Below are 22,622 nucleotides of genomic sequence, written 5' to 3'. Positions count from 1 at the left end.
GACTCAACATGGAAACCACTCATTCTCCCCGTGATTTACATAAGATTTGTGCCACGATTCATACCCTTTCAAAAATGGATGTCCGTATGATTGATCAGGAAGGTAACTCGGTGGTAAATTTAGTGAATCTGTATCTTCCAAAAATCATTCATACCGGTAATGAAGACTACAACAGAATAAATTATGTACTTCACCAAAATCACCATCACACCTATCACTATTATGTGAATTCATTTGGTCTGGAATACATTGCAACAGGTATTTGGAAACAGGGTCAGTTTAATGGTTCGATTGTTGTTGGTCCATTTATTTCAAGTACTTCTGTGATGGAATTTATTCGCACCACTATTACAAAGAATCAATTGCCAATCAGTCAACGAGCACAATTAGAGAGCTTTTATAAATCTTTGCCTATCATTCCAAGTCAAGAAAACGAAGCCCTAGGAGAGATTTTAGTTACTCTGTGTCAGCAGGGGTTTTTAAAGGCAACGAGAGTAACCGGAGAGATTGTCAAACCTGTTATCAATAAGGAGCAAATAAACGCTAAGATCACTGAAAATAAGCATCTTATTGAGCAGCGATATGAACTAGAGAAAAAAATCATGGATGCCATCACAAAAGGAGATAAAAAAGCGGTGATGGAATACAACCAGGAAGCGGATGATCTATTAGATTTCTCGAACCGAATCCCTGAAAGTCCGATTCGGTCAGCAAAAAACATTTCGTTAGTTTTAAACACCTTATGTAGAACCGCTGCCGAAAAAGGTGGAGTTCACCCTATTTATCTTCATCATCTATCTGAAAAATTTGCGATATTAATTGAAAGAGCACCTAATCTCAATAAGCTAAATACCCTAGGGAAACTTATGGCCAACGAGTACTGTGATTTGGTTCATGAATTTTCAACTTCCGCTTATCATCCAATCGTCAAAAAAGCAGTCGATTACATCCAATTCAACTTAGAAACTCCGTTAACCTTGAATCAGATTGCCGATGCGATACACGTGAACCCTACCCATCTTTCACGAAAATTTAAAGAAGAAACCGGTAAAACACCGATTGAGTATATTCATCATAAAAGAATTGAAGCAGCAAAGCTCTATCTGTACCGAGGCAATCAGACGATTACCGATATCGCCTTTTTAGTCGGATTTAATGATGTGAATTATTTTACGAGAGTATTTAAAAAAATCACGGGGGTAACGCCAACACAATATATGAAAAAATAAAAATAGCGAGTGGAAATCCACTCGCTTCGTTCTAGGTTTAGAGACGTGTATCCCATTTATCGCACCAAACCAACTCATTTGGTGTTCCTTTGAATTCGGATTCGCCCATGATTTTATCAATTGTACTAGAAATCGTAATTTTATCATCGTTGTATGCATTGATGTAGGTTTTTACCATCGGGACATCAGTTAAGTGTGTGGTGAAGTTTAAGGATACGAATACAGTTGGTACTTCATATACATACCAAGGCACTTCATTGCTCATCGCCATCTTCCACTGAATGCGGTAATTGTTTTGAGCACCATAACCAATGACATTCCCAACTACTATTGCTGCGTCAACTTCTTCACGATATTTTAGGGTAGGGCCCTTAATACGGGTATTCCCATCGTTAATCGTTACTTCAAAGCCGCGTCTTTCCAATTCCGCTTTTAAGAAATCAAGGGTTTCGGAATTCGCTGAATAAAGTCCACCCTTTTCGCCTTCTAAATAGTAAAGACGAATACGCTTATGTGTTTCTGGACGAATTGGCAGTTCATCCAACGTATTTTTAACTAAAGTGATCCCTTTGTCAGCTGCTGCTTTCGCACGGTTCACATGATCCTCACAGCCAACGACTTTTAAGTCTTCTCTAGTGCGAAGCAAAGTACCTTCTTGTTGTGCTTTGTGTAAGCCGATAGCCGCTTTGAAACCAATAATTCTTTCAAGTGCATCCTGAAGGCGCTCTTCTGTAATGACACCATTTTTGTAGCCATTTAACATGAAAGTGAAATCTTCATCAATATTGTTGAAGAATAAGAACATGTCACAGCCTGCAGCAATCGATTGAGGAACATAGTCTTCACGACGCATTGCGGCTGTCATTCCAAGCATATGTGTCGCATCTGTTAATACAAGACCGTTAAACCCTAATTTATCTTTTAATAGTCCGTTGATTAACTCAGGTGCCAATGTTGCTGGTAATACGTCACGATCTTCTAACCCAGGGACCAATTGTTTTTGGTATTCAGGTAGAGCAATATGTCCCGCCATGATAGAATGGACGCCGTTGTCAATGTGATTGCGATATACTTGACCGAAAGACTCTTCCCACTCATCTACGCTAAGTTCATTTACACCCATCACTAAGTGCTGGTCGCGCTCCTCAGTACCATCACCTGGCCAATGCTTGATACATACCCCAATATTGCTTTCAGTTAATCCATTGATGTACGCATTGGTATGCTTGATAACTGTTTCTGCATTTGTCCCGTAAGCACGAGTATTGACAATCGTGTTTCTCCAGTTTTTCAGGATGTCTACACATGGGTCGAAATTCCAGTTTACCCCGATTGCTTGCTCTTCACGACCACTTACATAACCAGCATCAAATGATACTTGCTCGTCTCCGGAAGCTTCACACATCGCTGCTTTTGCTACGTACGTTCCATCACTCATCGCGCCGTTTCCGCCGGAGTCGCAGTTGGCCGCAACCAAAAGTGGAACCTTTGTGTTGGATTGCAACTCATTGATTAAATCCTGGACCTGCTCTGCAGTACCATTCATATAACGAGCACCGCCGATGTGATATTTCTTTAAAATATCGGCATTAGTCAATTCGTTCCCGCTAAACTGGTCTCCTCCGAAGAAAAACAGGTTGATAAACAATTGACCAATTTTTTCTTCAACAGACATTCCTGAAATTGTTTCTTTTACCCAATTAATATCTTCATCAGATAAATTATAAGGCTTTGCCTTTAGGTCAACCTTTGGCATTGGAATATTGGTTGCCTTAATCTCTCGTTTCATGTTAATTCCTCCAATAGATTACTTCAGGTTATCATTAAATTCATTGATTAACTTTTGCTGGTATTCCCCTTCAAAAGAACCATCCATGAACTTTCCTAATGCTTCTTCTCTAAAACGATCCCATGAGAACCTTTCTTTTCCTACTAGGATTGGATAATAGAAAACGCCATTCTTTTGGGCAGCATCTAAATCTCCAGGAGCATCTCCAACCATTAGTACATGTGTATTGTCAAATCCAAATGTTTTCAGTTGCTCTATGCAATAAGCCTTTGTCCCTGCTTCTTGTCCAAGCATCACATCAACATGAACAGAAAGCTCATGTCTTGTCCATTCATCTAACACCGCTGCACCATTTGCAGATGAAACAATCGCGACATTCGCTACTTCTTTTGCAGCTTCTAAGCCTTCTTTTGCGCCTTCAAACGGTCTGTCGTCTCCCGCCATTTCTTCGATTGAACGATTTACTGCATGACTCCATTCAATAGCTTGTTTTAATTGTTCATCATTTGTTTTTTCAATTTCTCTTTCAAGTGATGGATTCGATAATTCATTCGTTGTTTCTGTCCACTTTTTGAAAGAAGAAATATCCGGCATTTCAATTCCTTCTGCTTCTAAAGCAGCGAATGTTAACACAACACCTTTAAACCGATTGATTCCTCTTGTCTGGGTATAAAGATTTATATCATTCCAAACATCAAGAAAACGGTCCTTGATGTGGTGCAGATTCCAAACATTCACCGCTTCAGGTCCAAATGCTTTACGATGTTTGACTTCCATCGTATCCATCGCACAGCCATCGGAATCGACGCAAACTAAAAAGTTACTTGTTTTATGAAAATCAGAGATTTTATCTTTCATTTTAAAAAACACCTCTTTTATCAACTAGAATTATCCTCGAATTATAGGTCAAGAAGGAAGGCTGCTAACCCATGTAATTGATTAGCAGCCTTATACTTGCTTATAGGAAAGATTTAAACACCAGAGTAAGCTGAGAAGCCGCCATCAATTGGAAGGACAACTCCAGTAATAAAGCTGGCTGCTTTTTGATCAGCTAAGAATAACACGCCGCCAACAAGCTCTTCTGGCTCACCAAAACGGTCCATCGGTGTGCTTCCTAAAATCTTCCCAGTTCTCGCAGTTGGTGTACCGTCATCATTGAAGAGTAATTTTTCATTTTGTTTTGTTACCAAGAATCCTGGTGCAATCGCATTAACACGAATGCCCGCTTTTGCAAAATAAGTCGCTAACCATTGTGTGAAGTTTGAGATAGCTGATTTTGCTCCACTGTATGCAGGGATTTTCGTTAGTGGTGTGTAAGCATTCATGGAAGATACATTGATAATGCTGCATCCTTCTTTCTCTGTCATTCCTTTTGCAAAAACTTGAGAAGGAAGCAATGTACCTAAGAAGTTTAAGTCAAAAACAAAGCTCACACCTTTAGGATCTAAATCAAAGAATGTTTTTAAATCAGGATTGTTTTTTACTTCTTCTGCATTGTAGAACTCATCATCTGTTGTTCCACGAGGATTGTTTCCACCTGCACCATTTAAAAGAATGTCACAAGTACCAAGCTCTTTTTCAACAATTTCTCTAGCCTTTTCAAGCGCTTCTCGATCAAGGACATTCGCTGCGACCCCAATTGCTTTACCACCAGCTTCATTAATCTCTGCAGCAATTTTATCCGCAGGTTCTTGGTTTAGGTCAAGGATAGCTACCTTAGCGCCACATTCTGCTAATGCTTTTGCAAAATAAGAACCTAATACACCGCCACCGCCTGTTACAACGGCTACTTTATTTGTTAAATCAACTTTGAATGGAACTGTCATTGTTGGAACCTCCTGATAGATTGTTTTTTATTTTCTATTTTTATTTTCTGCTTCCCAAAGACCATAAAGGTAGGTTGCACCTAACGCACGGTCATATAGTCCGTAACCTGGCTTGCCAGTTTCTCCCCAAATCATTCTTCCATGGTCAGGACGAATCGGACCAGTATAGTCAAAATCCTTCATCGCTTTAATCACTTCGTACATATCAACTGAACCATATTCAGATGGATGTGCGGACTCTTCGAAAGAAAAACCACCTGTAAGTTTCACATTACGAGCATGTACAAAGTTTACGCGGTCTTTTTTACCGAAATAGCGAAGCATTTCAGGGAAATTATTGTCTGGGTGTGAACCAAGAGAACCACTGCACATTGTTAAGCCATTATTTGGGCTATCATATAGGTTAATAAATCTCTCAAGATTTTCTTTATTTGTAATGATACGTGGTAAACCAAAGATATCAGTTGGAGGATCATCAGGATGAATCGCCATTTTTACGCCAGCTTCTTCAGCAACAGGAATAATTTCCTTAATGAAATACTCTAGGTTTTCCCAAAGTTTTTCATGGTCTACCTTACTGTAGTGATCGAATAAAATTTGTAAATCTTCTTTCTTATAGCTTGAATCCCAACCTGGAAGGGATAGTTCCCCTGTTAGTGGATCCATTCTCTTCGCTACTTCTTCTTCAAAGATTAGCGCAGTTGACCCATCTGGAAGACGGTACTCTAAGTCTGTACGAGTCCAGTCAAAGATTGGCATGAAGTTGTAACACACAACAGGGATGCCTACTTTTCCAAGATTGCGTAACGTTTCTTTATAGTTTTCAATGTATTTATCACGAGTCGGTAACCCGAGTTTAATATCTTCATGAACAGGTACACTTTCAATAACAGAAATGTGTAAGCCTGCTTCTTCAACTGTATTCTTTAATTCCTCAATTTTATCTAAAGGCCATGCCTCACCTACTGGGATATCATAAATTGCTGTAACGATTCCTTTCATTCCTGGAATTTGACGAATGTACTCCAAGGGGATTGAATCTGTTTTGCCGTACCAACGGAAACTCATTTCCATTTTGTTTTCCTCCTTATTAACTGTTGTTTGTATAGTTAAAATTTATTTATAGCCTGTGTTAAACAAGTGTGTTGATTTCCGCTCCAGGCGCTTGCTTTCCGCGGGGCGTGCGGTGAGCCTCCTCGTCGCTTTCGCTCCTGTAGGGTTAAATGGTCCCTCACGTGGACCATTTCAACCTAGGTCTCACCTGTCCCGCTGCTCCCGCAGTAGTCATGCGCCTTCCGCTCCCATCAACGGTTGGAAACTTAACATTGTTCATTAAAGAGCTTATAGAAAAAACTTAATTCCTATTGAACGTCAATGCTGAAGTAATTCTTTGCATTGTTATAACAAATGTTTTCTATCAATTTACGCAATAGCGCTGGATCATTCGGAAGTTCTCCATCTTCTACCCATGTACCAATTAAATTACATGCGATTCGACGGAAATACTCATGACGACTGTAGGAAATAAAGCTGCGAGAGTCTGTCAGCATTCCCACAAAATGCATCAGCAAGCCTTGATCAGCTAAGGATGTCAACTGACGAAGCATTCCTGGTTTCGTATCATTGAACCACCAGCCAGACCCGAATTGAATTTTCCCAGAAACTCCTGATTCCGTCTGAAAATTCGCCAATGTACTGCCCACTAAATCATTGTAAATCGGGTTAAGATTATACAAAATCGTTCTAGGTAGTTGGTCTTGTTGATCACATGCATCTAAAAATGCATTTAGTGGCGCAGCTACTTCACCTTGGTCATTAATTGAATCATAACCAGCATCCGGACCTAATTTTTTAAACATTTTCGAGTTATTATTACGGATGGCTCCAAAATGAATTTGCATTGCCCATTCACGCTTCTTATAGCATCCAGCAAGGAAAATAAGCGTTGCAGCTTTAAACTTTTTCTCTTCCTCTAGACTCACCGCTTGTCCATTTCGAGCTGTTTGATAAATCTTATCTATTTCTGCCTCTTCATAAGTTGCATAAGGGATTTCACCGAGTCCATGATCAGAAATACGGCAGCCCTTTTCATGGAAATAGGCAACACGCTCTTCTAAAGCTTGAATATATTCCCCGTAGGATGAAAGTTGTTTATTCGTAACTTCTTCAAGCTTGGCCACAAAAGGATGGAACGTTTCTTTATTAATTTCCAACCCTTTATCAGGACGGAATGTTGGCAAAACCTTTACCGGGAAAACCTGCTTAGAAATTTCCTCATGGTAAAATAAATCATCCGTAGGGTCATCTGTTGTACAAATGACTTTTACATTTGAACGTTGAATTAAGCCCTTTACGGAATAGTCATCCTTTTGAAGGAGCTCGTTACAACGCTCCCAAACCTGCTCCCAATTGTCCTCATTTAATAACTCGTCAATTCCAAAGTAATTTTTAAGCTCTAAATGGGTCCAATGATAAAGGGCATTTCCGAGAGTATAGGGAACCGTTTTCGCCCAAGCGGCAAATTTTTCTTTGTCGCTTGCATCACCAGTGATATATTTTTCATCGATACCATGAGTTCTTAGCGCTCTCCATTTATAATGGTCGCCTTCCAACCATAGCTCCGTGATATTTTTAAACTTTCTATCTTCTGCAATATCCTTGGGAGATAAATGACAGTGGTAATCATAAATCGGCATATTTTTAGCATATTCATGATATAAAAACTGAGCTGTCTTATTTTGCAGAATAAAATTTTCATGGATAAATGAACCCATATTGGTATCCTTCCCTCCATCAAGTATTTCTTTCCATTGAGTCTATTTGTTAAGGGAATTACCTTAACCTCTATCTACTAATCGTTAGAGACTCTTTTTGTTTCACAAACTGTTCGATATCAGAATGATGAAGTATGTTTGCATCTCCTTCAATAGTGTGTTTCAAGGCAAAGCATGCTGTTGCAAAATTAATCGCATCCTGTGGCTGATAGTTTTGAATTAAGGAGTAAACCATTCCGGCAGAAAAGGAGTCTCCACCACCAACACGATCAACAAATTCCACCTCTACCTTTGGGGATACATAAAAACCATTGCCGTCAGAAACCATTGCATTTAAACGGTTACGGTTGACAGAAAGATTTTCTCTAAAGGTCATCGCTACATATTGGAAATGATATCGCTCATGTAGCATCTTCATAATTTCTTGATAATTTTCCACGCTTAAGGGTTTTTGATAGGCATCCTTCAGGTCCTGTCCGTCTTCTCCTAACAGTTCCAACGGTTCAACCCCTAAACAGACGTCCACAAATTCTGCTAGTTCAGTCATTTTTTTTCGAGCATCCTCAAAGGACCATAAAGAACTTCGGAAATTAAGGTCACAACTTGTCGTAATCCCTTTTTCCTTTGCGACCTCAAGCGCTTTCTTCGTGATGATAAACAATTCCTCGTTCAAGGCTGGAGTGATCCCACTGATATGAAACCAATCAGCACCATTAAAAATATCGTCAAAATCATATTCAGCTAATTTCGACTGTGAAAAACTAGAATGCTTACGATCGTAAATCACCTTTGAGGAACGGACTGAGAAACCTTTTTCTAAGAAGTAAATCCCTAATCGATCTCCACCATATATTATGTGATCCGTATTAACTCCAAATTGATTTAAATATTGTTTAGCACTTTCGCCTAAAGCGTTGTCTGGTAATTTACTGACAAAAGAGGTGTTCAGACCTAGTTGTGATAAGGATATAGCCACATTCGCTTCTCCTCCTCCATATACGGCACCAAAAGATCCTGATTGTTGAATTTTTTGATAGCCTGGAGCCGATAAGCGAAGCATGATTTCACCCATCGTTACAACTTTTTTCATGCCTTTCCTTCCTTAATTGAAGCCAATTTATCCATAAATTCACGGGCTACTTTTTCAACTGAACTGTAATCCCCATTCGAGATTCCTTTTGTCAAAGCACTACCGATTCCAACAGCAAATGCACCATTGTTCATCCATTTATCAATATTATCGATGCTCACTCCACCAGATGGCATTAGTTGCACATGTGGGATTGGACCTTTGACATCTTTTATAAAACCAGGTCCTAGTAGGCTTCCTGGGAATAGTTTAACAACATCCACACCAAAGGTGAGTGCCTGCATAATTTCAGTTACAGAACCACAACCAGGTAAATACGGAATCGCATAACGATTACACATGGTTGCAATCGCACCATCAAAATGAGGACTTACGATGTAACGTGCACCCTTCATAATGGCGATTCTTGCTGTCTCTTCATCTAACACTGTACCGGCACCGACAATCATGTCTGAATCTGCCGTACGTGCAAGTTCAGCAATCGCATCCTCGGCACCAGGTGTAGAGAACGTCACTTCAAGAGAGCGAATTCCACCTTTAAAAGCTTGCTTTGAAATCTCAACCGCTTCTTCTTTATTTTTCCCGCGAATTACGGCCACCAAATAACCTTTGTGCATTTCATTTAAGGTTTCGTATTTTTGTAACATGCAAAACACCTCGTTGATCCATATTTTAATTAGGCTCTTTTCTCAAACTTTGTTGCTCTTGGATACAAAATAGGTTGGATTAAGCTTTTTTTCACTACAAAGTAGCCTTTTATTTATGAGAAAAGAGCGTGCAAACTTCCTATAACGTACGAAATAGCTTATCTTGCGTTAAAATCGCCTTTAGGTAGTAAAAATCGGTTTTAAGATTTTTACAATTTTAACAAGAATCTTTACGAAAACAGCCTTTAATTAAATATCACTTAACGAATTGTTTCTTCATCATATAGTATCCAAACTTTTAAAGATAAATATCGCTATTAGGTTGGATTGGAATAGATGAATTATACCTTTACGAAACATCCGTTGAGGTTTGTATACTTGTATACTAGCATACAAATAAAAATACGACAATCTTTTTTTTGATATATTTATAGAAATCCATACCACAAAGAACAAACTTGCCTAGTGGGAATCCTAGATTTAACTAACTACCGGGCGATAACTATATTCAAAGTAATCTGCATAAAGGCTCCCTGGGTTATATAGATCCTCCCATAGTTTAATTGGCTCAATGATATGCTGTTTAATCGCTGCTTCGACTTCCTCTACTTTATTGTTTTCAATAATTCGGATCATATTTTTATGTTGAAGGATTGCGTCTTCAAATGTATGCTCCATTTCAGAAAGAAGCCTAATACGATTGTAATGCGTACTTAGTCGGCTGATGGCTGCCCAAGCATTTTCCTTATTGTTGCCACGGAAGATGGTAAAATGAAATTGCTTATCTAAGTCATGAAATTGTCTCTCCATGCCCTTTTTCCCTATTAACAATTCCTGCATCTCGACATTCTTCTTTAGCTCAAGAAGCTCCACCTCTGGGAAAGATTCACATGAATATTTAAATACTTCTCTTTCTAAGGTAACTCGAACAAAGGCAGCTTCTTCGATTAACAGTGGATTGATTTTCGAGATATTCGTACCAACCTGAGGTTTGACTTCTACTAAGTGTTCTTCTCGTAATTTTGCCATCACTTCTCTGATTGGCGTTCTTGAAATTTGCAGAGCCTCGGCAAGCTCAATCTCACTAATAGACTGCCCTGGTTTCAATTTTAGCGTCATAATTGCTTCTTTTATGACCCGATAAGAATACTCCTTATTATTTTCCCCAGGCATTTTTGCTGATGCTGTGAACATTCATGGCCACTCCCTATTTCCTAAAAGAGTTATTCCCTTGTATACTAGCATGCTAATTCGAATTTGCCAACCTATTTTTGGAAAATGGAAATAGATTGTTCAATAATTTAGGTTCAAATTACAACTGTATCCTACGCCCCCATTGTGAGGTCAAAGAAAAAAGCCGCGTTATTTGCGGCTTTTCGAGTGTATGATCTTTAAGTCTAATGAATATGGAAATAAATAGTTAGAGGATTATTAACATTTTCATTTTTTCCTAATGTCAAGTCGTGCTGAATCTTCACTGCTTTTAAGTATTATCCACTTTAGCAGATTCATCTGGTTGTGGTGGTGGTGATAAACGTTCTAATGCATCTGCGATCCTTTTTAGGTTTTTTACCATTTCTTCGGATTGCTGGTCGTTCATACCGTTCACATCCTTCCCAAGCCCATCTAGCATTGGCTTACATTAAACATACCATATAAACCTAAAATAAAACATAGATGAAAATAAACATGTTTATACTAGATGAGCATTTGAGAAATTTTCTTCGCCGATGCCATTCCATTTTCAATACAGTCAGGAATGCCTACCCCATAATACGAACAACCTGCAAGGATTACCCCTGGGTAATTTTCTGCAAATCTACTTTCTAGTGCTTCAACACTTTTAGGATGTCCAATTAAGTAGTTGGGCATCTTTTCAAGCCAATTGGTGACTTCACTAGCAACAGGTTCCGCACTGATTCCAAGACTTTTATGAATATCTTCTAATGCAACCTGAAGCAGCTCTTCATTGTCCATATCCTTTAATCGAGCAAAGGATGGATGGCTACTTTTGTAAAAGAGCCGAACAAGTAAGTTGCCTGATTTAGAGGTGTGCATCCATTTTCTACTTGTCCAGGTACAAGCATTACAAGACAGTTCATCGGTATTGGCTGTAATAAAACCAGTGCCATCCGCAGGAAGAATGCTGTCAGGAACATCGTATCCAACATACACACTGATAAGTGAGCTATTTTTAAAACTCGAAAACTCTTTTTCGAGCTCGGGATCATCGATTAGTTTTTCCGCTGCTGTATGCGGAATACTAAGGACCACGTTATCGACTTCAATGGTTTCCCCATTATGAAGAACCACTTGATATTGGCTTTTCGCTTTTTCAATTTTCGTCACTTTTGTATTCTTTAGAACCTCAACGTCTTCAAGCTCATTTTCAAAAGCATGAATCAAGGTACTTAGCCCTTTTTTAAAAGAAAGAAACTTCCTTTCTCCACCTTTAAACTTTTTCCTATTGGCTTCCAACCCTTTTATGATGCTGCCGTATTGTTCTTTATACTCCACTAAATATGGGAGCGTGGATGCAATCGTTAAGTCGCTAAGGTTTCCGGAATACACACCAGAAAGCACAGGGGCAATTTGCTTTTCCACCAACTCTTTTCCTAGGAAATGTTCTAAGAACGCCCCTACTGAGTCGTTAACTGTAAAGTGTTCATTTTTTGTATAGAAATCTTTTAAAGCCACTACTTTTCCTTCTGCAGAAACCAGTGTACTTTTCGCCAAAGACTCAATACTTGCGGGAATCCCAAACAATGAATCCGCTGGAATTGGTTTCAACTTTCCATCTGTATAAATAAAGGATATACCGGTTGAGTTATATACGACTTCTTGACTCAATCCTAGTTCCTCTATAAATGACATACTTTCAATTTTACGAGCAACAATCGAATCGGCTCCTGCTTCCATCACAAATCCACTTTGGCTAACGGTCCGAATTTTTCCACCAAGTTCACTTTCCGCTTCTATTAGAATCAATCTAACATCTGCACTACTGTTTTTTTTCCATTTATGTAATTCATACATCGCCGATAAACCGGTAATCCCACCACCGAGTACAAGGACTGTTTTCATGTTAACACCTCATAAATGTTCCATTTTTTATCCTTTAAAGTGTACCATATTTCACTTCAGTGTATCCTCTAGGGTGTTTGGGCACATAAATGACCATGAAAGTGCTTTTACGGATTTTCCTTTGCACCCTATACATAATCATTCTATTAATTGTCACACTATAAAAAGGTGGTGTTGATCTTGAGAAGAAAAAAACCGATATTATCAATTACCTTTTTATCTATATCTACAATCGTAGCGTTATTCTTGTTACCATTCGCAATCATTAAACGCCCATTAAAAGACTGGATTATCGTTTACCTGGTTAGTATTATCGGGAATTCATTAGCCGATCGATTTCTGGTCTCAAAAGGATATTTAGAATATAAAATTAGGCCCTTTTCAAAAAAAGTGAAAATTCATATGCCCTTTGATTATATTCAATACCCTTTATTGCTTCTTTATTACAACCAATGGACAGTAAATAGCAAACCAATAGGTATTTTTTTAAAGCTATTCCCGTTTGTCATCCCTCAAGTATTGGTTGAAATCATTGCAGCGAAAAAGACCAGCTTAATTACCTGGAAAAAAGGCTGGTCATGGTACCACTCCGCGATAAGTTTAGCAGTTAAATTATTCATTTGTAGGAGCATTATCGCGATGATTCGAGTAGCCAATAAGGATAGAATCTCTATAAGCTAAAAAAGGAACATGAGAAGTGTTCCTTTTTTACTATCCAAAGACATTTAATGTGTTTTCTACGCATCCGGATAAATGCGTTTTAGTACTGCCTTCATTTCTGGCTTCACGTTAATTTTCGGGCGGATTGCTTTAGCTTTTTCCTCCGCTTCCTCAATTGTATCTGCTTTTCCTAAGGCAAGAAGGGTGCCAATCGCCACTGTACCGGTTCGATTACTTCCGCCACCACAATGGAAGTAAACTTTCTCCCCTTCATGATAAGCGCCGACCACATTATCAATTGCATTCTTTACCGATTCTTCTTGATTTTCTTGATCATCCACAATTGGGCTATGAATTCGGTTGAAATCAGAACTATTTGTTGGAGCTTCTGCTCGCAAATCAAAAATCACATCCGCCTTTTCATTTTCCATGACCTCTTTTACGTCATCAGCACCACCGATGTAAATTCGATCTTTGATTAAAGCTTGGTAGTTTTGTTCACTCATTTACGTTTCCCTCCCTATATGTTAAATGCTCCTTATATTTTCAACTAGAAGATGTGTATTCATCCACTTGTTTTCTATAAATAGCATTTTAGTGGCCTGACTGCTCTTCCTTACCCGTAGATAGGGTGCCAAGACTCCTTTTTGATTGTTATTCACAAAGGGCAGCAACACCCCCTATCGCTGACCGGTTTCCCATCTACACTCAAAATATGGAAATACAAAAGATAAAAAACACGATAGTGGAATACCTATGTGTTTGCTATTCCTTATAAAGATACTCAAATGACCTCTAACAAAGGTTCCTTTACACTTACTTTCACACGAACAATCCTTCGATCATTCATTTCTGTTACAGCGTACACAATACCTTGATATTCAAATACCGGGCGTTCATGTGCTGCCGGAATATAACCAAGCTGGCCAAGCATAAATCCACTTAATGTATCGTAGTTTTTGGTTGGAAGCTCCACCTTTAATAGGTCTTCAACTTCATATAAATTAATCGTCCCCGCCAATAAATAGCTCGTTTCATTCACCTTTTCAATTTCCACCACGTCAAGCTCAGGTTCGTCATACTCATCAAAAATATTCCCAACTATTTCTTCTATGAGGTCTTCAATTGTCACAATCCCATCGGTTCCACCATATTCATCAAGCGCAACTGCCATATGAAAATTGTTTTTCTGCATATCCCTAAACAACTGGTCAATCCTCACGGACTCTAGCACATAGTATGGTTCACGGATTAATTCTCGTAGATTAAAGGCAGCACGATCGCCAATTTCGATAAACTGAACTAAATCTTTCAAATGAAGAATCCCGATAATATGGTCAAAGTTCTCTTCATAAACAGGAAATCGCGTGTACTTTTCTTGATTGACGACTTGAAGGGTTTCCTCCAAGCTCATATCGATTGGAATAGCATTAATGTTCGTTCTATGGGTCATGATATCTGAGACCGTTTTATTATCAAATTCAAAAATGTTGTTTATCATTAGTTTTTCAGAAGCCTGTATCGTTCCATTTTCCCTTCCGACATCGACCATCATACGAATTTCTTCCTCAGTGACATTTTCATCCTCTGCCTTCGGGTCAACGCCAAACAAACGAACAACCATATTGGTCGACAGCGTTAAAAACTTAACAAATGGAGAGGTGATCTTCGATAACAACGTTAACGGTCCTGCAGCAGCCATTGCTATTGCTTCAGGTTTCTGCATGGCAAGGCGTTTTGGTACTAATTCACCCAAAACGAGAGTGAAATAGGATAACAGTAAGGTAATGGCGATGACAGAAACTGTTTCGAGGATGCTCTGTGAAAGTGGCATGCCCATATTCACTAGGAATTCAGCCAACTTCCCTGCAAAGCTACCAGCGGCAAATGCACTCGCGAGGAATCCCGCAAGCGTAATTCCAATCTGAATTGTAGCTAAAAAACGGCTAGGCTCAGCCAAGAGTGCATAAAGCATTTTTGCCTTTTTATGACCACTATCGGCCATCAATTTAATTTTATTATCATTTAAGGAAATTAACGCAATTTCTGATGCCGCAAAAAAAGCATTTAACAGAATTAGTACAATTAGAACCAATATTTCGGTTCCCAATAAAAATCAACCTCCGAGAGAATATAGTATGGTCTTACATTTGTTTTTCAATTGAGTTAAATGCTTAACTAAAAAAATGGTGCACGTATCGATACTAATGAAAAGAAGGAATCAAATTCTTTTTATAGAGCAACGCAATGAAGTTTAAAAGAGATTCCGGTGCCTTCTTAGGAAACAACTTTTTACGATAAATGGAAAGATAAGCTGTTTTCAGATCATCCCACTGCTTACAGTGTTTGACTTGACGAAACCGAGCGACATCAATAATCTTGATTTGCCCATCTTTCGTCAGGAAAATATTTCGCAGGTGAATATCTGAAGGATTCAAGCCTCTTTTTCTTGCTAAATGAAGTGCCTTATCAATCTCTTTAATTTGCTTCTCCTTAATCTCAATGCCCTTTACTAAACAGTCAAACAATGTATTGCCTTCGATAAAATCAATCACCAAGTATCCATTACCTGAATCATAAAGATTTGGGTAGTAGGAATTACCTTCAAGAGCTTTATAGATTTCTGCTTCTTGTTTTGCTATATGTTCATTAGGAGAAAAGAAAACTTTGAGCACCAAATTTTCATCTTTGATTTTAAACACATAAGCACTTCTTCCTTTTCCAATGAACTCTAAATCAGGATCTTTGTCATTCAGACTTACCTTCGACCCATTTCTCGTGAACGACACACTTTGAGCTAGTCTACTGAATGATTTCAAACCTGAGACTCCTCCTCTTACTTTTAGGCTCTTTTCTCAAACCTTTTTCTCTTGGATACAATATAGGATGGATGAAGCATTGTTTCACTGCAAAATAGCTTTTTAATTTTGAGAAAAGAGCTTGCAAATTTACTATTAGTACAAAATAGCTTCCCTTGCGTTAAAATCGACTTTAGGTAGTAAAAATCGGCTTTAAGATTTTTACAACTTTAACAACAATCTTTACGAAAAAAGCCTACTTTAGAATAGGCAAGCCGCCTCGTCGAAACAGCTTGCATAGATGAACATTTATAAATTACGCTACCTGCTGTTCTGTTTTTTCTTTCGTTAGGAACCAACCGGCTGCTGCAATTCCAATTAACACGATGTAGAAAATTAGCTTCCATTCCGTAGAGTGGGCGAAATCATATGGAAGTACTCCGACATCCTTATGCCCCAACGTTAACACCGCTAACTTGACACCTACCCAACCAACGATAGCAAAGGCAGCAATTTCAAGGCCTGGTCTGGAGTGGAGCAACTTTACAAATAGGTTGGCAGCAAAACGCATGATAATCAAACCCACTAAACCTCCGGTAAAAATCACAAGGAACTTCCCACCATCCATCCCGCCTATCTGTGGCAGGTTCGTGTTTGGCAGTGTCATTGCTAAAGCAACTGCTGCAAGGATCGAGTCAACAGCAAACGCAATATCGGCTACTTCTACTTTTAAAACAGTACCCCAAAAACCAGATTTCTTCTTTTCTTTTTTATCGGTATTCTCTTCCATCTTTTTAAAGACTAGTTTCCTTACAATATGATTGATGGCAATAAATAGAAGGTATAGAGCTCCTATTGCTTGAACTTGCCAAACATCCACAAGGAAGGAAATAATAAATAATGAAGCGAAACGGAAGACAAAGGCTCCAGCAAGGCCATAGAATAGCGCCTTTTTCCTTTCTTCCTCCGGAAGGTGCTTAACCATGATGGCCAATACCAAAGCGTTATCAGCTGCAAGCAAACCTTCAAGGGCGATTAGTAGTAGTAATACCCACCCGTACTCTAATAAAATGGAAAGTTCCAATTAAATTTTCCTCCTAAAATATCATAATGTTTATCATAAGATTATGTTTCTCATTTACATCCTTTAAAGCGAAATGCTCCACAAAGTTTGGGAGCACATCATCTTATTTGCTTACTTCTACAATTGTAATGGTGTCCTGATCCACACTAGCTACACCTTGGGTGAAAAACAACCTTGTTGTAAACCGATAAGTGCGAATTTCTGTGGTAGTTGGGATACCCTTTGGGAGCGTAAAAGTAACAGGAAGCTGGTTTCCCGCATTCGCCTCAATGGTTGAAGACGTTAAGATGGTCGCTGTGTGAATGACCTCTTCTAGCTCTAAGACGGGGTCCACCCTCACTAAATCGCACTCAATACGTTTTAATTTTTGTTCAATGGTTCCACCCTTTATGTGAAAGGTTCCTTTAACGGTTTCACCTGGTTCGTATGTGTCCTTTTCAAGAATAAGATCGATTTGCGCAGAACCTATCCCTACAAGTGACATATATTTCCTCAGTAACATAACATCCCCCTATTTTATTGGTCATTGTCCTTAATCGTTTATGGTTTCTAACTTAATTTCGAATGCCTTGCATCAAGCCGTTCCTCAATTTTAGCAAGCTGTTGAGGATCCTTTAAAAGTTCCTCTTTGTTTTTCTTAACTAGTTCAATAAAGTTGATTTTTTTCTTTTTCATTTCTCATCACTCCGTTTTTTGAAAGATTGCTATTATTGAAGTTCTTATTGGTCTGTTTAAGGTCCATAAAAAAAACCTTTACCAGAAGACATGGTAAAGGTTTTTAAAAACAATAAAAGACCTCTACCAATAGGCAAAGGTCTTGCTAACAACGGAATCGTTGCCAACAAAGCCGGGAGATGCGAAACCTCCGAAATGACGACTCTGCTGTAAAAGCTACTCCCCTTTAGGAGAACTATTCGAATAATAATTATTTATAATATAAACCACATAGCTGCAATTTGTCAAATCCAATTAACTATAAAATTATGGAAACTATCAACATTCATAAAAAAACAAAGTTGTTCCTATACAATCAATGTTTGGAACTTATTTGGATTCCACTCATTGAGCTTTATTAGTTTTGCCTTTTCTCAGAAACAACCTCACAAACCATCTCATACATTTTCTCTACACCTTTTTCAGAAGCTTCAAAGTTGAAGGCACTTTCCTTTGCAATGCCAAGATGATCAGCTTCTCCAGCCGCATCGATGTTTGCTCCCATAAAAATAAACTCCCAATTGTATTTCTCTTGTTGATGCTGAATCAATTCTTTAATTTTTTTATAGGAAAACTCCCGACTTGCATTTTCCATCCCATCGGTTGTTATCACAAACAATATCTTTCCTGGTCTATCTTCCTCGTTTGTGGATGAAAATCTATATCCGACATCAAGAATACTTTTCCCTACCGCATCCAGAAGCGCCGTGCATCCTCGAACATAATACTCTTGTTCCGTTAGCTTTATGTCCTTTGCCTTTACTCCGTTCCATAAAACTTCGTACTCGTCGTCAAATAAAACGGCTGTCACTATAGTTTCTCCTTCTACTTGACATTGCCTTTTTATAAAAGCATTAAACCCACCAACGGTATCCTTTTCCAGCCCTGCCATCGAGCCACTTCGGTCTAATAAGAATATAATCTCAGTTAAATTGGTTTTCATCTCAATCATCCTCTCGAATTTGTACTTCATGATACAATAGTACTTGAGTTCATCCATGATGTGGTCGCTTGAAAAGCGACATTTTGGGAGGGATTGTATGCTCGGAAATGAAATGTTAATAGAACTGGAAAGATACATACAAAATCATCTTGATAGGGAATTAGTTGTTTGTAAGTCCGCGGAACCTTACATAGAGAGTGAGAAATATATTGTTGAGGAAATTCATCAGAATGAATTGGAGAATTTTATCGAAACCCACCGGAAACCTACTCTCAATCAAGTGTTATTCCGCTTTATCGATCAATCGGGTGCCCGCGATTCTGATGTATATAAAAAAGCCGGTATCGACCGGAAACATTTTTCGAAAATACGGACCAATCCAAACTATCGGCCACGGAAAAACACGGTTATTGCCCTCGCACTAGCCCTTGAACTAGATTTCGAGGATACCAATGAACTTTTAGGTGCCGCGGGCTATTCACTATCGGATAGTGAAACCTATGACTTGGTCATTCGATTCTGTCTCGAGAAAGAAATTTATGATCTGTATTCTGTTAATCAAGCTTTAGATTATTTTAGCTTGAAGCCACTGGTCTAGTTCTTGTTCAAAGCAAAAAATCCAGGTCATGCCTAGGCACGACCCGGATGGGTACGTCTTGACCAATGGTCTTTTGTGACTTCTGTTTCCGCTAGTTCAAACGTGGTTCGATATGGTTGAAATTGGACATGCTTGTTTACAGCATATAATGATTGCGGAACGCATAGAAACAGCGCTAAGGCCTCTTTGAATACATAACGGTCGATTTCTTTTGCTATCTCCACTCTCTTTCTTTTGTCAACTTCAGTTGCCATACGTTGAAACAATTTGTTGAATTGAGGCAATTCTGGTCCCGCTCGAAGGGCACCACTTTCCCCGAATAATTCGCGATGAAAAAACACAGGAGTATCCTCGTAAAATAAAGCGGAAGCATTGGCTAAAAGAATATCCCAGCTAGGCACCAACTTTTTTTCCGCAAGAATGCGCATCCAGTTTACTTCGTTACCCGCAGGAATGTTAATAACATCAACATCCATTTGCAAGGTAGTTTTAATTTGTTTCGCAATAAGTTTAGCTATGGACTTATTTTTACTTGTTGCCGCAAGCTTCAGTGGTCTTCCCTCAGGATAATTTGCTTTTTTCATAATAGACCGGGCATTTTCTGGATCATACGCACGTGGGACTATATCCTTCGGGTGATCGGCAGCCCAAGGGGGTGTCAATGCCGTTACTTCATCGGCATAACCATAAAACCCCCTTCGAATCAGCTCTTCACGGTCAACCGCTAAATTAATCGCCAATCGAAGATTCCGATCATTAAAATCGACATCCTGCTTAAAACGGTTAAACACTCCTGCTAAAACTTGATTCCCTTTTTCAGTTACTATTTTAGCAAACTTAGATCCTATTACCTTTCTAGCATCCTTCGGATCTACCTGTGTTACGATATCGACTTGACCTTCTGTCGTCGTACATAAATGTAGAGCTTCCTCTGGAGATAGATCATTTCGAAAAACCACACTCGAAAGTCTTGGCCCGCGCTTTTTATTCCAGTAGTTTCGGTTGGCATCAAGAACAACAAACGGAGTCCTTTCCTCTTTTACCGTCAGCCAGGTTGCTTCTAAAGGCTTCTTATTGATAAAAGCAGGATCATTTTGAATCGATGAATATCCTTTTGAGAGGATAAATGGTCCAGTACCCCACGGGCCTGGTGCATCCAATACTCACCAATGTCCTTCGCCCGTTCCAAGCTTGGTATAACCAAACCCTATCACTTGATAAAAATGATTGTTCGCCATATGATTTCCACGCATTTTCCCAATCGCTAACCCGTCTGGCTTAGGGAAGTGAAATTCAATGGTATAGTCATCTACTATGGACAGTTTCGTTCCGGGTGGGAAATTGAGCCAGGTCCCTGGGGGATGGGGAGCTTCCCATTTCTGTAGTTCACCAAAATTCTTTATGACAGTTTTGGCAGTAAACTCCTCGCCATTTTGAAAGATTACGCCTTTCCTCAGGTCCATTTTGAGCGTCGTTTTGTTTACCCATTTTGCACTGGTTGCTAGTGCCGCAATGACCCGCCCCGCTTTATCCGCGCGTACCGGTTCTTCCATCGTATTGAATAATACATAGAGCCAGTTGTAAGGAGAAGGATCCACCACATAGACGGTACCGGTTGGATTCATTGTTGTCATCATCAGCCTCCTTTCAGTATGCTAATGTATATTCTTGTCATAATAAAGTCATGTGCTATTTTAAAATGGTATTTGGCCTACACTTTCTATAGATAGCTCATTGTTCTTAGGGAGTTTATATGTTACCATAAGGTCACATATTGTAAGTGACCTTATGGTAACATATATCGCATTAGTTACGATTAGGACACTATTAGAAAGGATTATGATATGGAGGACGAGCTTTCCACAGTATTTAAAGCGTTAGGACATCCAATTCGAAGACGGATTCTTGATAGTTTAAAACATTCTGCTAAAACTACAGGAGAATTGAACGAACTTTTTCCCGAAGTTACTAGATATGCCATTATGAAGCATTTAACCATCTTGGAGGAAGGGAATCTGGTTGTGGTTAGACGAGAAGGGAAATATCGACGGAATTTCCTAAATGCGGTTCCACTGCAAAAAGTCCATAACAGATGGGTAGGAAAATATATGCAAGCAAATGCAAACTCTTTGCTCAATTTACAATCCGTCGTAGAACAATCAAAAACAGGAGGAGAAGGAAGAATGCCGGAAAAGCATGAGAGTCAATACCAAACATTTCAAATTGAACAAGAGATTTACATTAATGCCCCACGAGAACAGGTATTTAAAGCGTTAACTGAAAGCGTTAGTGACTGGTGGGAATTTCGACTGGCCCCAGAAGGAGTTTCTTCAGAGCTTTCTTTAAATCCTACACCAGGAGGACTTTTCATTGAAAAGTGGGATGAAAATGCGGGGGCCGTGTGGGGGAATGTATACTTTGTAAATGCTCCAGAGGAAATCCGCTTACATGGGCATTTGGGAATGCAAGGTGCCGTCAATAGTGCGTATACCTATCGCCTAACTGAAAAAGGTGAATCCACTTTGCTTCAACTCTCCCATTCAGCATCTGGAATTCTACAAGAGAACTGGGAAAAGGCACACACCGAGGGTTGGCAGCATCTACTCGGTACACTACTTAAGAATTATGTAGAACACCAAACAACATAAGCAGGCTAGATAATATCTTTTATAATACACTTTTCGGAGGATTTTAAGATTATGGTCGATGTTTTTACAGAAATAAGAATTCTAGCACCACTTGAGAAAGTTTCAGCATATGCTTCAAATCCAGACAATGCCCCTGAGTGGTATATGAATATCGACTCAGCAGAATGGCATACAGCCAAACCGTTATCGGTTGGCTCAAAAATTGCCTTCAAAGCACAGTTCCTTGGAAGAGAGTTAGCTTATGTTTATGAAATAGTTGAATTTATTCCAGAATCCAAGCTTGTTATGAGAACCGCGGACGGCCCTTTTCCAATGGAAACCACTTATACCTGGGAAACTATTGATGAAAAGGTTACAAGAATGACATTAAGAAACAAAGGCAACCCCACTGGGTTCTCCAAGCTTGTTACTCCATTTATGTCCATGATGATGAAACGAGCAAACAATAAAGATTTGCGTAAAATAAGAGGGATATTAGAAGAGAGATAACTTAAAATAAGGTCTTGTAGGAATTTTCTACAAGACCTTATTCATTTGTTGGCGTGTTGAAGCTCGGCGTTACTAACCAACCACACCTGTCATTAGGCTGTTGGAACTTCCAGCGTTACCTTTTTTATCAACTTCACTCGATTTCAGGCACGCTGGATCCTCATAGAGCATTTTTAAGAGGAAACCAGGGGAAAAAGTGCTCCATGGAAGCCCCATAAAACACGATTCCCAAGTATGTTCTATTAGCTT

23 protein-coding genes are annotated in these 22,622 nt (G+C 39.0%); 5 read left to right on the top strand and 18 right to left on the bottom strand.

Translation table 11 applies throughout. The annotated features are described in order from the left end of the window. Nucleotides 1-8: 8 nt before the first annotated feature. The gene (locus tag LG336_RS06175; protein ID WP_404331692.1) at nt 9-1,229 is read left to right on the top strand and encodes a helix-turn-helix transcriptional regulator; all 1,221 of its coding nucleotides are present in this window, start codon (nt 9-11) and stop codon (nt 1,227-1,229) included. A gap of 37 nt (nt 1,230-1,266) precedes the next feature. Here the strand turns inward: LG336_RS06175 and LG336_RS06170 are convergent, their stop codons facing one another. The 9 genes from LG336_RS06170 to hemG all read right to left on the bottom strand — a co-directional run bounded on the left by LG336_RS06170 (nt 1,267) and on the right by hemG (nt 12,439). Then, the gene (locus tag LG336_RS06170; protein ID WP_404331691.1) at nt 1,267-3,018 is read right to left on the bottom strand and encodes a glycoside hydrolase family 3 protein; all 1,752 of its coding nucleotides are present in this window, start codon (nt 3,016-3,018) and stop codon (nt 1,267-1,269) included. Nucleotides 3,019-3,036: 18 nt separating this feature from the next. Next, complete coding sequence (locus LG336_RS06165) at nt 3,037-3,876, bottom strand: HAD family hydrolase (RefSeq protein ID WP_404331690.1); 840 nt, start codon at nt 3,874-3,876, stop codon at nt 3,037-3,039. Nucleotides 3,877-3,989: 113 nt separating this feature from the next. Further along, a complete protein-coding gene (locus tag LG336_RS06160; RefSeq protein WP_404331689.1) occupies nt 3,990-4,844 on the bottom strand; it encodes an SDR family oxidoreductase in 855 nt (284 codons plus the stop codon). Nucleotides 4,845-4,871: 27 nt separating this feature from the next. Next, complete coding sequence (gene uxuA / locus LG336_RS06155; protein ID WP_404331688.1) at nt 4,872-5,918, bottom strand: mannonate dehydratase; 1,047 nt, start codon at nt 5,916-5,918, stop codon at nt 4,872-4,874. Between the two features lie 287 nt (nt 5,919-6,205). Then, the gene (gene uxaC, locus LG336_RS06150) at nt 6,206-7,618 is read right to left on the bottom strand and encodes a glucuronate isomerase (RefSeq protein ID WP_404331687.1); all 1,413 of its coding nucleotides are present in this window, start codon (nt 7,616-7,618) and stop codon (nt 6,206-6,208) included. A gap of 70 nt (nt 7,619-7,688) precedes the next feature. Next, nucleotides 7,689-8,708 (bottom strand): PfkB family carbohydrate kinase, encoded by a 1,020-nt coding sequence (locus LG336_RS06145; protein ID WP_404331686.1) that lies wholly within the window; start codon nt 8,706-8,708, stop codon nt 7,689-7,691. Then, nucleotides 8,705-9,355, bottom strand: coding sequence for a bifunctional 2-keto-4-hydroxyglutarate aldolase/2-keto-3-deoxy-6-phosphogluconate aldolase (locus tag LG336_RS06140; protein ID WP_404331685.1), 651 nt, complete (start codon nt 9,353-9,355; stop codon nt 8,705-8,707). Before LG336_RS06140 ends, LG336_RS06145 begins: the two co-directional genes overlap by 4 nt. A 480-nt stretch (nt 9,356-9,835) precedes the next feature. Next, nucleotides 9,836-10,549 carry a GntR family transcriptional regulator gene (locus LG336_RS06135; RefSeq protein ID WP_404331684.1) on the bottom strand — a complete coding sequence of 238 codons (714 nt, stop codon included), beginning with the start codon at nt 10,547-10,549 and terminating at the stop codon, nt 9,836-9,838. A 504-nt stretch (nt 10,550-11,053) separates the two neighbouring features. Next, nucleotides 11,054-12,439: a protoporphyrinogen oxidase gene (gene hemG / locus LG336_RS06130; RefSeq protein WP_404331682.1), complete on the bottom strand. Its 1,386-nt coding sequence runs from the start codon at nt 12,437-12,439 to the stop codon at nt 11,054-11,056. A gap of 180 nt (nt 12,440-12,619) precedes the next feature. Between hemG and LG336_RS06125 the strand changes: the two genes are divergently transcribed. Next, nucleotides 12,620-13,120, top strand: a complete 501-nt coding sequence (locus LG336_RS06125) for a CBO0543 family protein (RefSeq protein ID WP_404331681.1) — start codon at nt 12,620-12,622, stop codon at nt 13,118-13,120. Between the two features lie 56 nt (nt 13,121-13,176). Here the strand turns inward: LG336_RS06125 and LG336_RS06120 are convergent, their stop codons facing one another. From LG336_RS06120 to LG336_RS06090, 7 genes are all read right to left on the bottom strand, one after another. Further along, nucleotides 13,177-13,605, bottom strand: coding sequence for a dual specificity protein phosphatase family protein (locus tag LG336_RS06120; protein ID WP_404331680.1), 429 nt, complete (start codon nt 13,603-13,605; stop codon nt 13,177-13,179). Between the two features lie 278 nt (nt 13,606-13,883). Next, nucleotides 13,884-15,209, bottom strand: a complete 1,326-nt coding sequence (locus LG336_RS06115) for a hemolysin family protein (RefSeq protein WP_404331679.1) — start codon at nt 15,207-15,209, stop codon at nt 13,884-13,886. 94 nt (nt 15,210-15,303) lie between these two features. Next, a complete protein-coding gene (locus LG336_RS06110; protein ID WP_404331678.1) occupies nt 15,304-15,918 on the bottom strand; it encodes a protein kinase family protein in 615 nt (204 codons plus the stop codon). 295 nt (nt 15,919-16,213) lie between these two features. Then, nucleotides 16,214-16,981: a TerC family protein gene (locus LG336_RS06105; RefSeq protein WP_404331677.1), complete on the bottom strand. Its 768-nt coding sequence runs from the start codon at nt 16,979-16,981 to the stop codon at nt 16,214-16,216. A gap of 103 nt (nt 16,982-17,084) precedes the next feature. After that, nucleotides 17,085-17,483, bottom strand: a complete 399-nt coding sequence (locus tag LG336_RS06100) for a sporulation protein (RefSeq protein WP_404331676.1) — start codon at nt 17,481-17,483, stop codon at nt 17,085-17,087. Between the two features lie 47 nt (nt 17,484-17,530). Then, nucleotides 17,531-17,656, bottom strand: a complete 126-nt coding sequence (locus tag LG336_RS06095; protein ID WP_404331675.1) for an FbpB family small basic protein — start codon at nt 17,654-17,656, stop codon at nt 17,531-17,533. A gap of 397 nt (nt 17,657-18,053) precedes the next feature. Further along, nucleotides 18,054-18,638: a VWA domain-containing protein gene (locus tag LG336_RS06090; protein ID WP_404331674.1), complete on the bottom strand. Its 585-nt coding sequence runs from the start codon at nt 18,636-18,638 to the stop codon at nt 18,054-18,056. Between the two features lie 97 nt (nt 18,639-18,735). Here LG336_RS06090 and LG336_RS06085 point away from each other — a divergent pair, with 97 nt between their 5' ends. Beyond that, complete coding sequence (locus LG336_RS06085; protein ID WP_404331673.1) at nt 18,736-19,236, top strand: helix-turn-helix domain-containing protein; 501 nt, start codon at nt 18,736-18,738, stop codon at nt 19,234-19,236. 32 nt (nt 19,237-19,268) lie between these two features. Here the strand turns inward: LG336_RS06085 and LG336_RS06080 are convergent, their stop codons facing one another. Both LG336_RS06080 and LG336_RS06075 read right to left on the bottom strand, forming a co-directional pair. After that, nucleotides 19,269-20,396 carry an ABC transporter substrate-binding protein gene (locus tag LG336_RS06080; RefSeq protein WP_404331672.1) on the bottom strand — a complete coding sequence of 376 codons (1,128 nt, stop codon included), beginning with the start codon at nt 20,394-20,396 and terminating at the stop codon, nt 19,269-19,271. A gap of 3 nt (nt 20,397-20,399) precedes the next feature. Beyond that, complete coding sequence (locus LG336_RS06075) at nt 20,400-20,873, bottom strand: ABC transporter substrate-binding protein (RefSeq protein ID WP_404331671.1); 474 nt, start codon at nt 20,871-20,873, stop codon at nt 20,400-20,402. Nucleotides 20,874-21,080: 207 nt separating this feature from the next. Here LG336_RS06075 and LG336_RS06070 point away from each other — a divergent pair, with 207 nt between their 5' ends. Next, complete coding sequence (locus LG336_RS06070; RefSeq protein ID WP_404331670.1) at nt 21,081-21,884, top strand: SRPBCC domain-containing protein; 804 nt, start codon at nt 21,081-21,083, stop codon at nt 21,882-21,884. 51 nt (nt 21,885-21,935) lie between these two features. Then, nucleotides 21,936-22,373, top strand: a complete 438-nt coding sequence (locus LG336_RS06065; protein WP_404331669.1) for an SRPBCC family protein — start codon at nt 21,936-21,938, stop codon at nt 22,371-22,373. Nucleotides 22,374-22,622 lie beyond the last annotated feature (249 nt).

The organism is Mesobacillus maritimus (assembly GCF_044803185.1).
Lineage (GTDB): Bacteria > Bacillota > Bacilli > Bacillales > Cytobacillaceae > Mesobacillus_B > Mesobacillus_B maritimus_B.
Note: the sequence above shows the minus strand (reverse complement) of the source record. Positions and strands in the feature narration are given on the sequence as shown.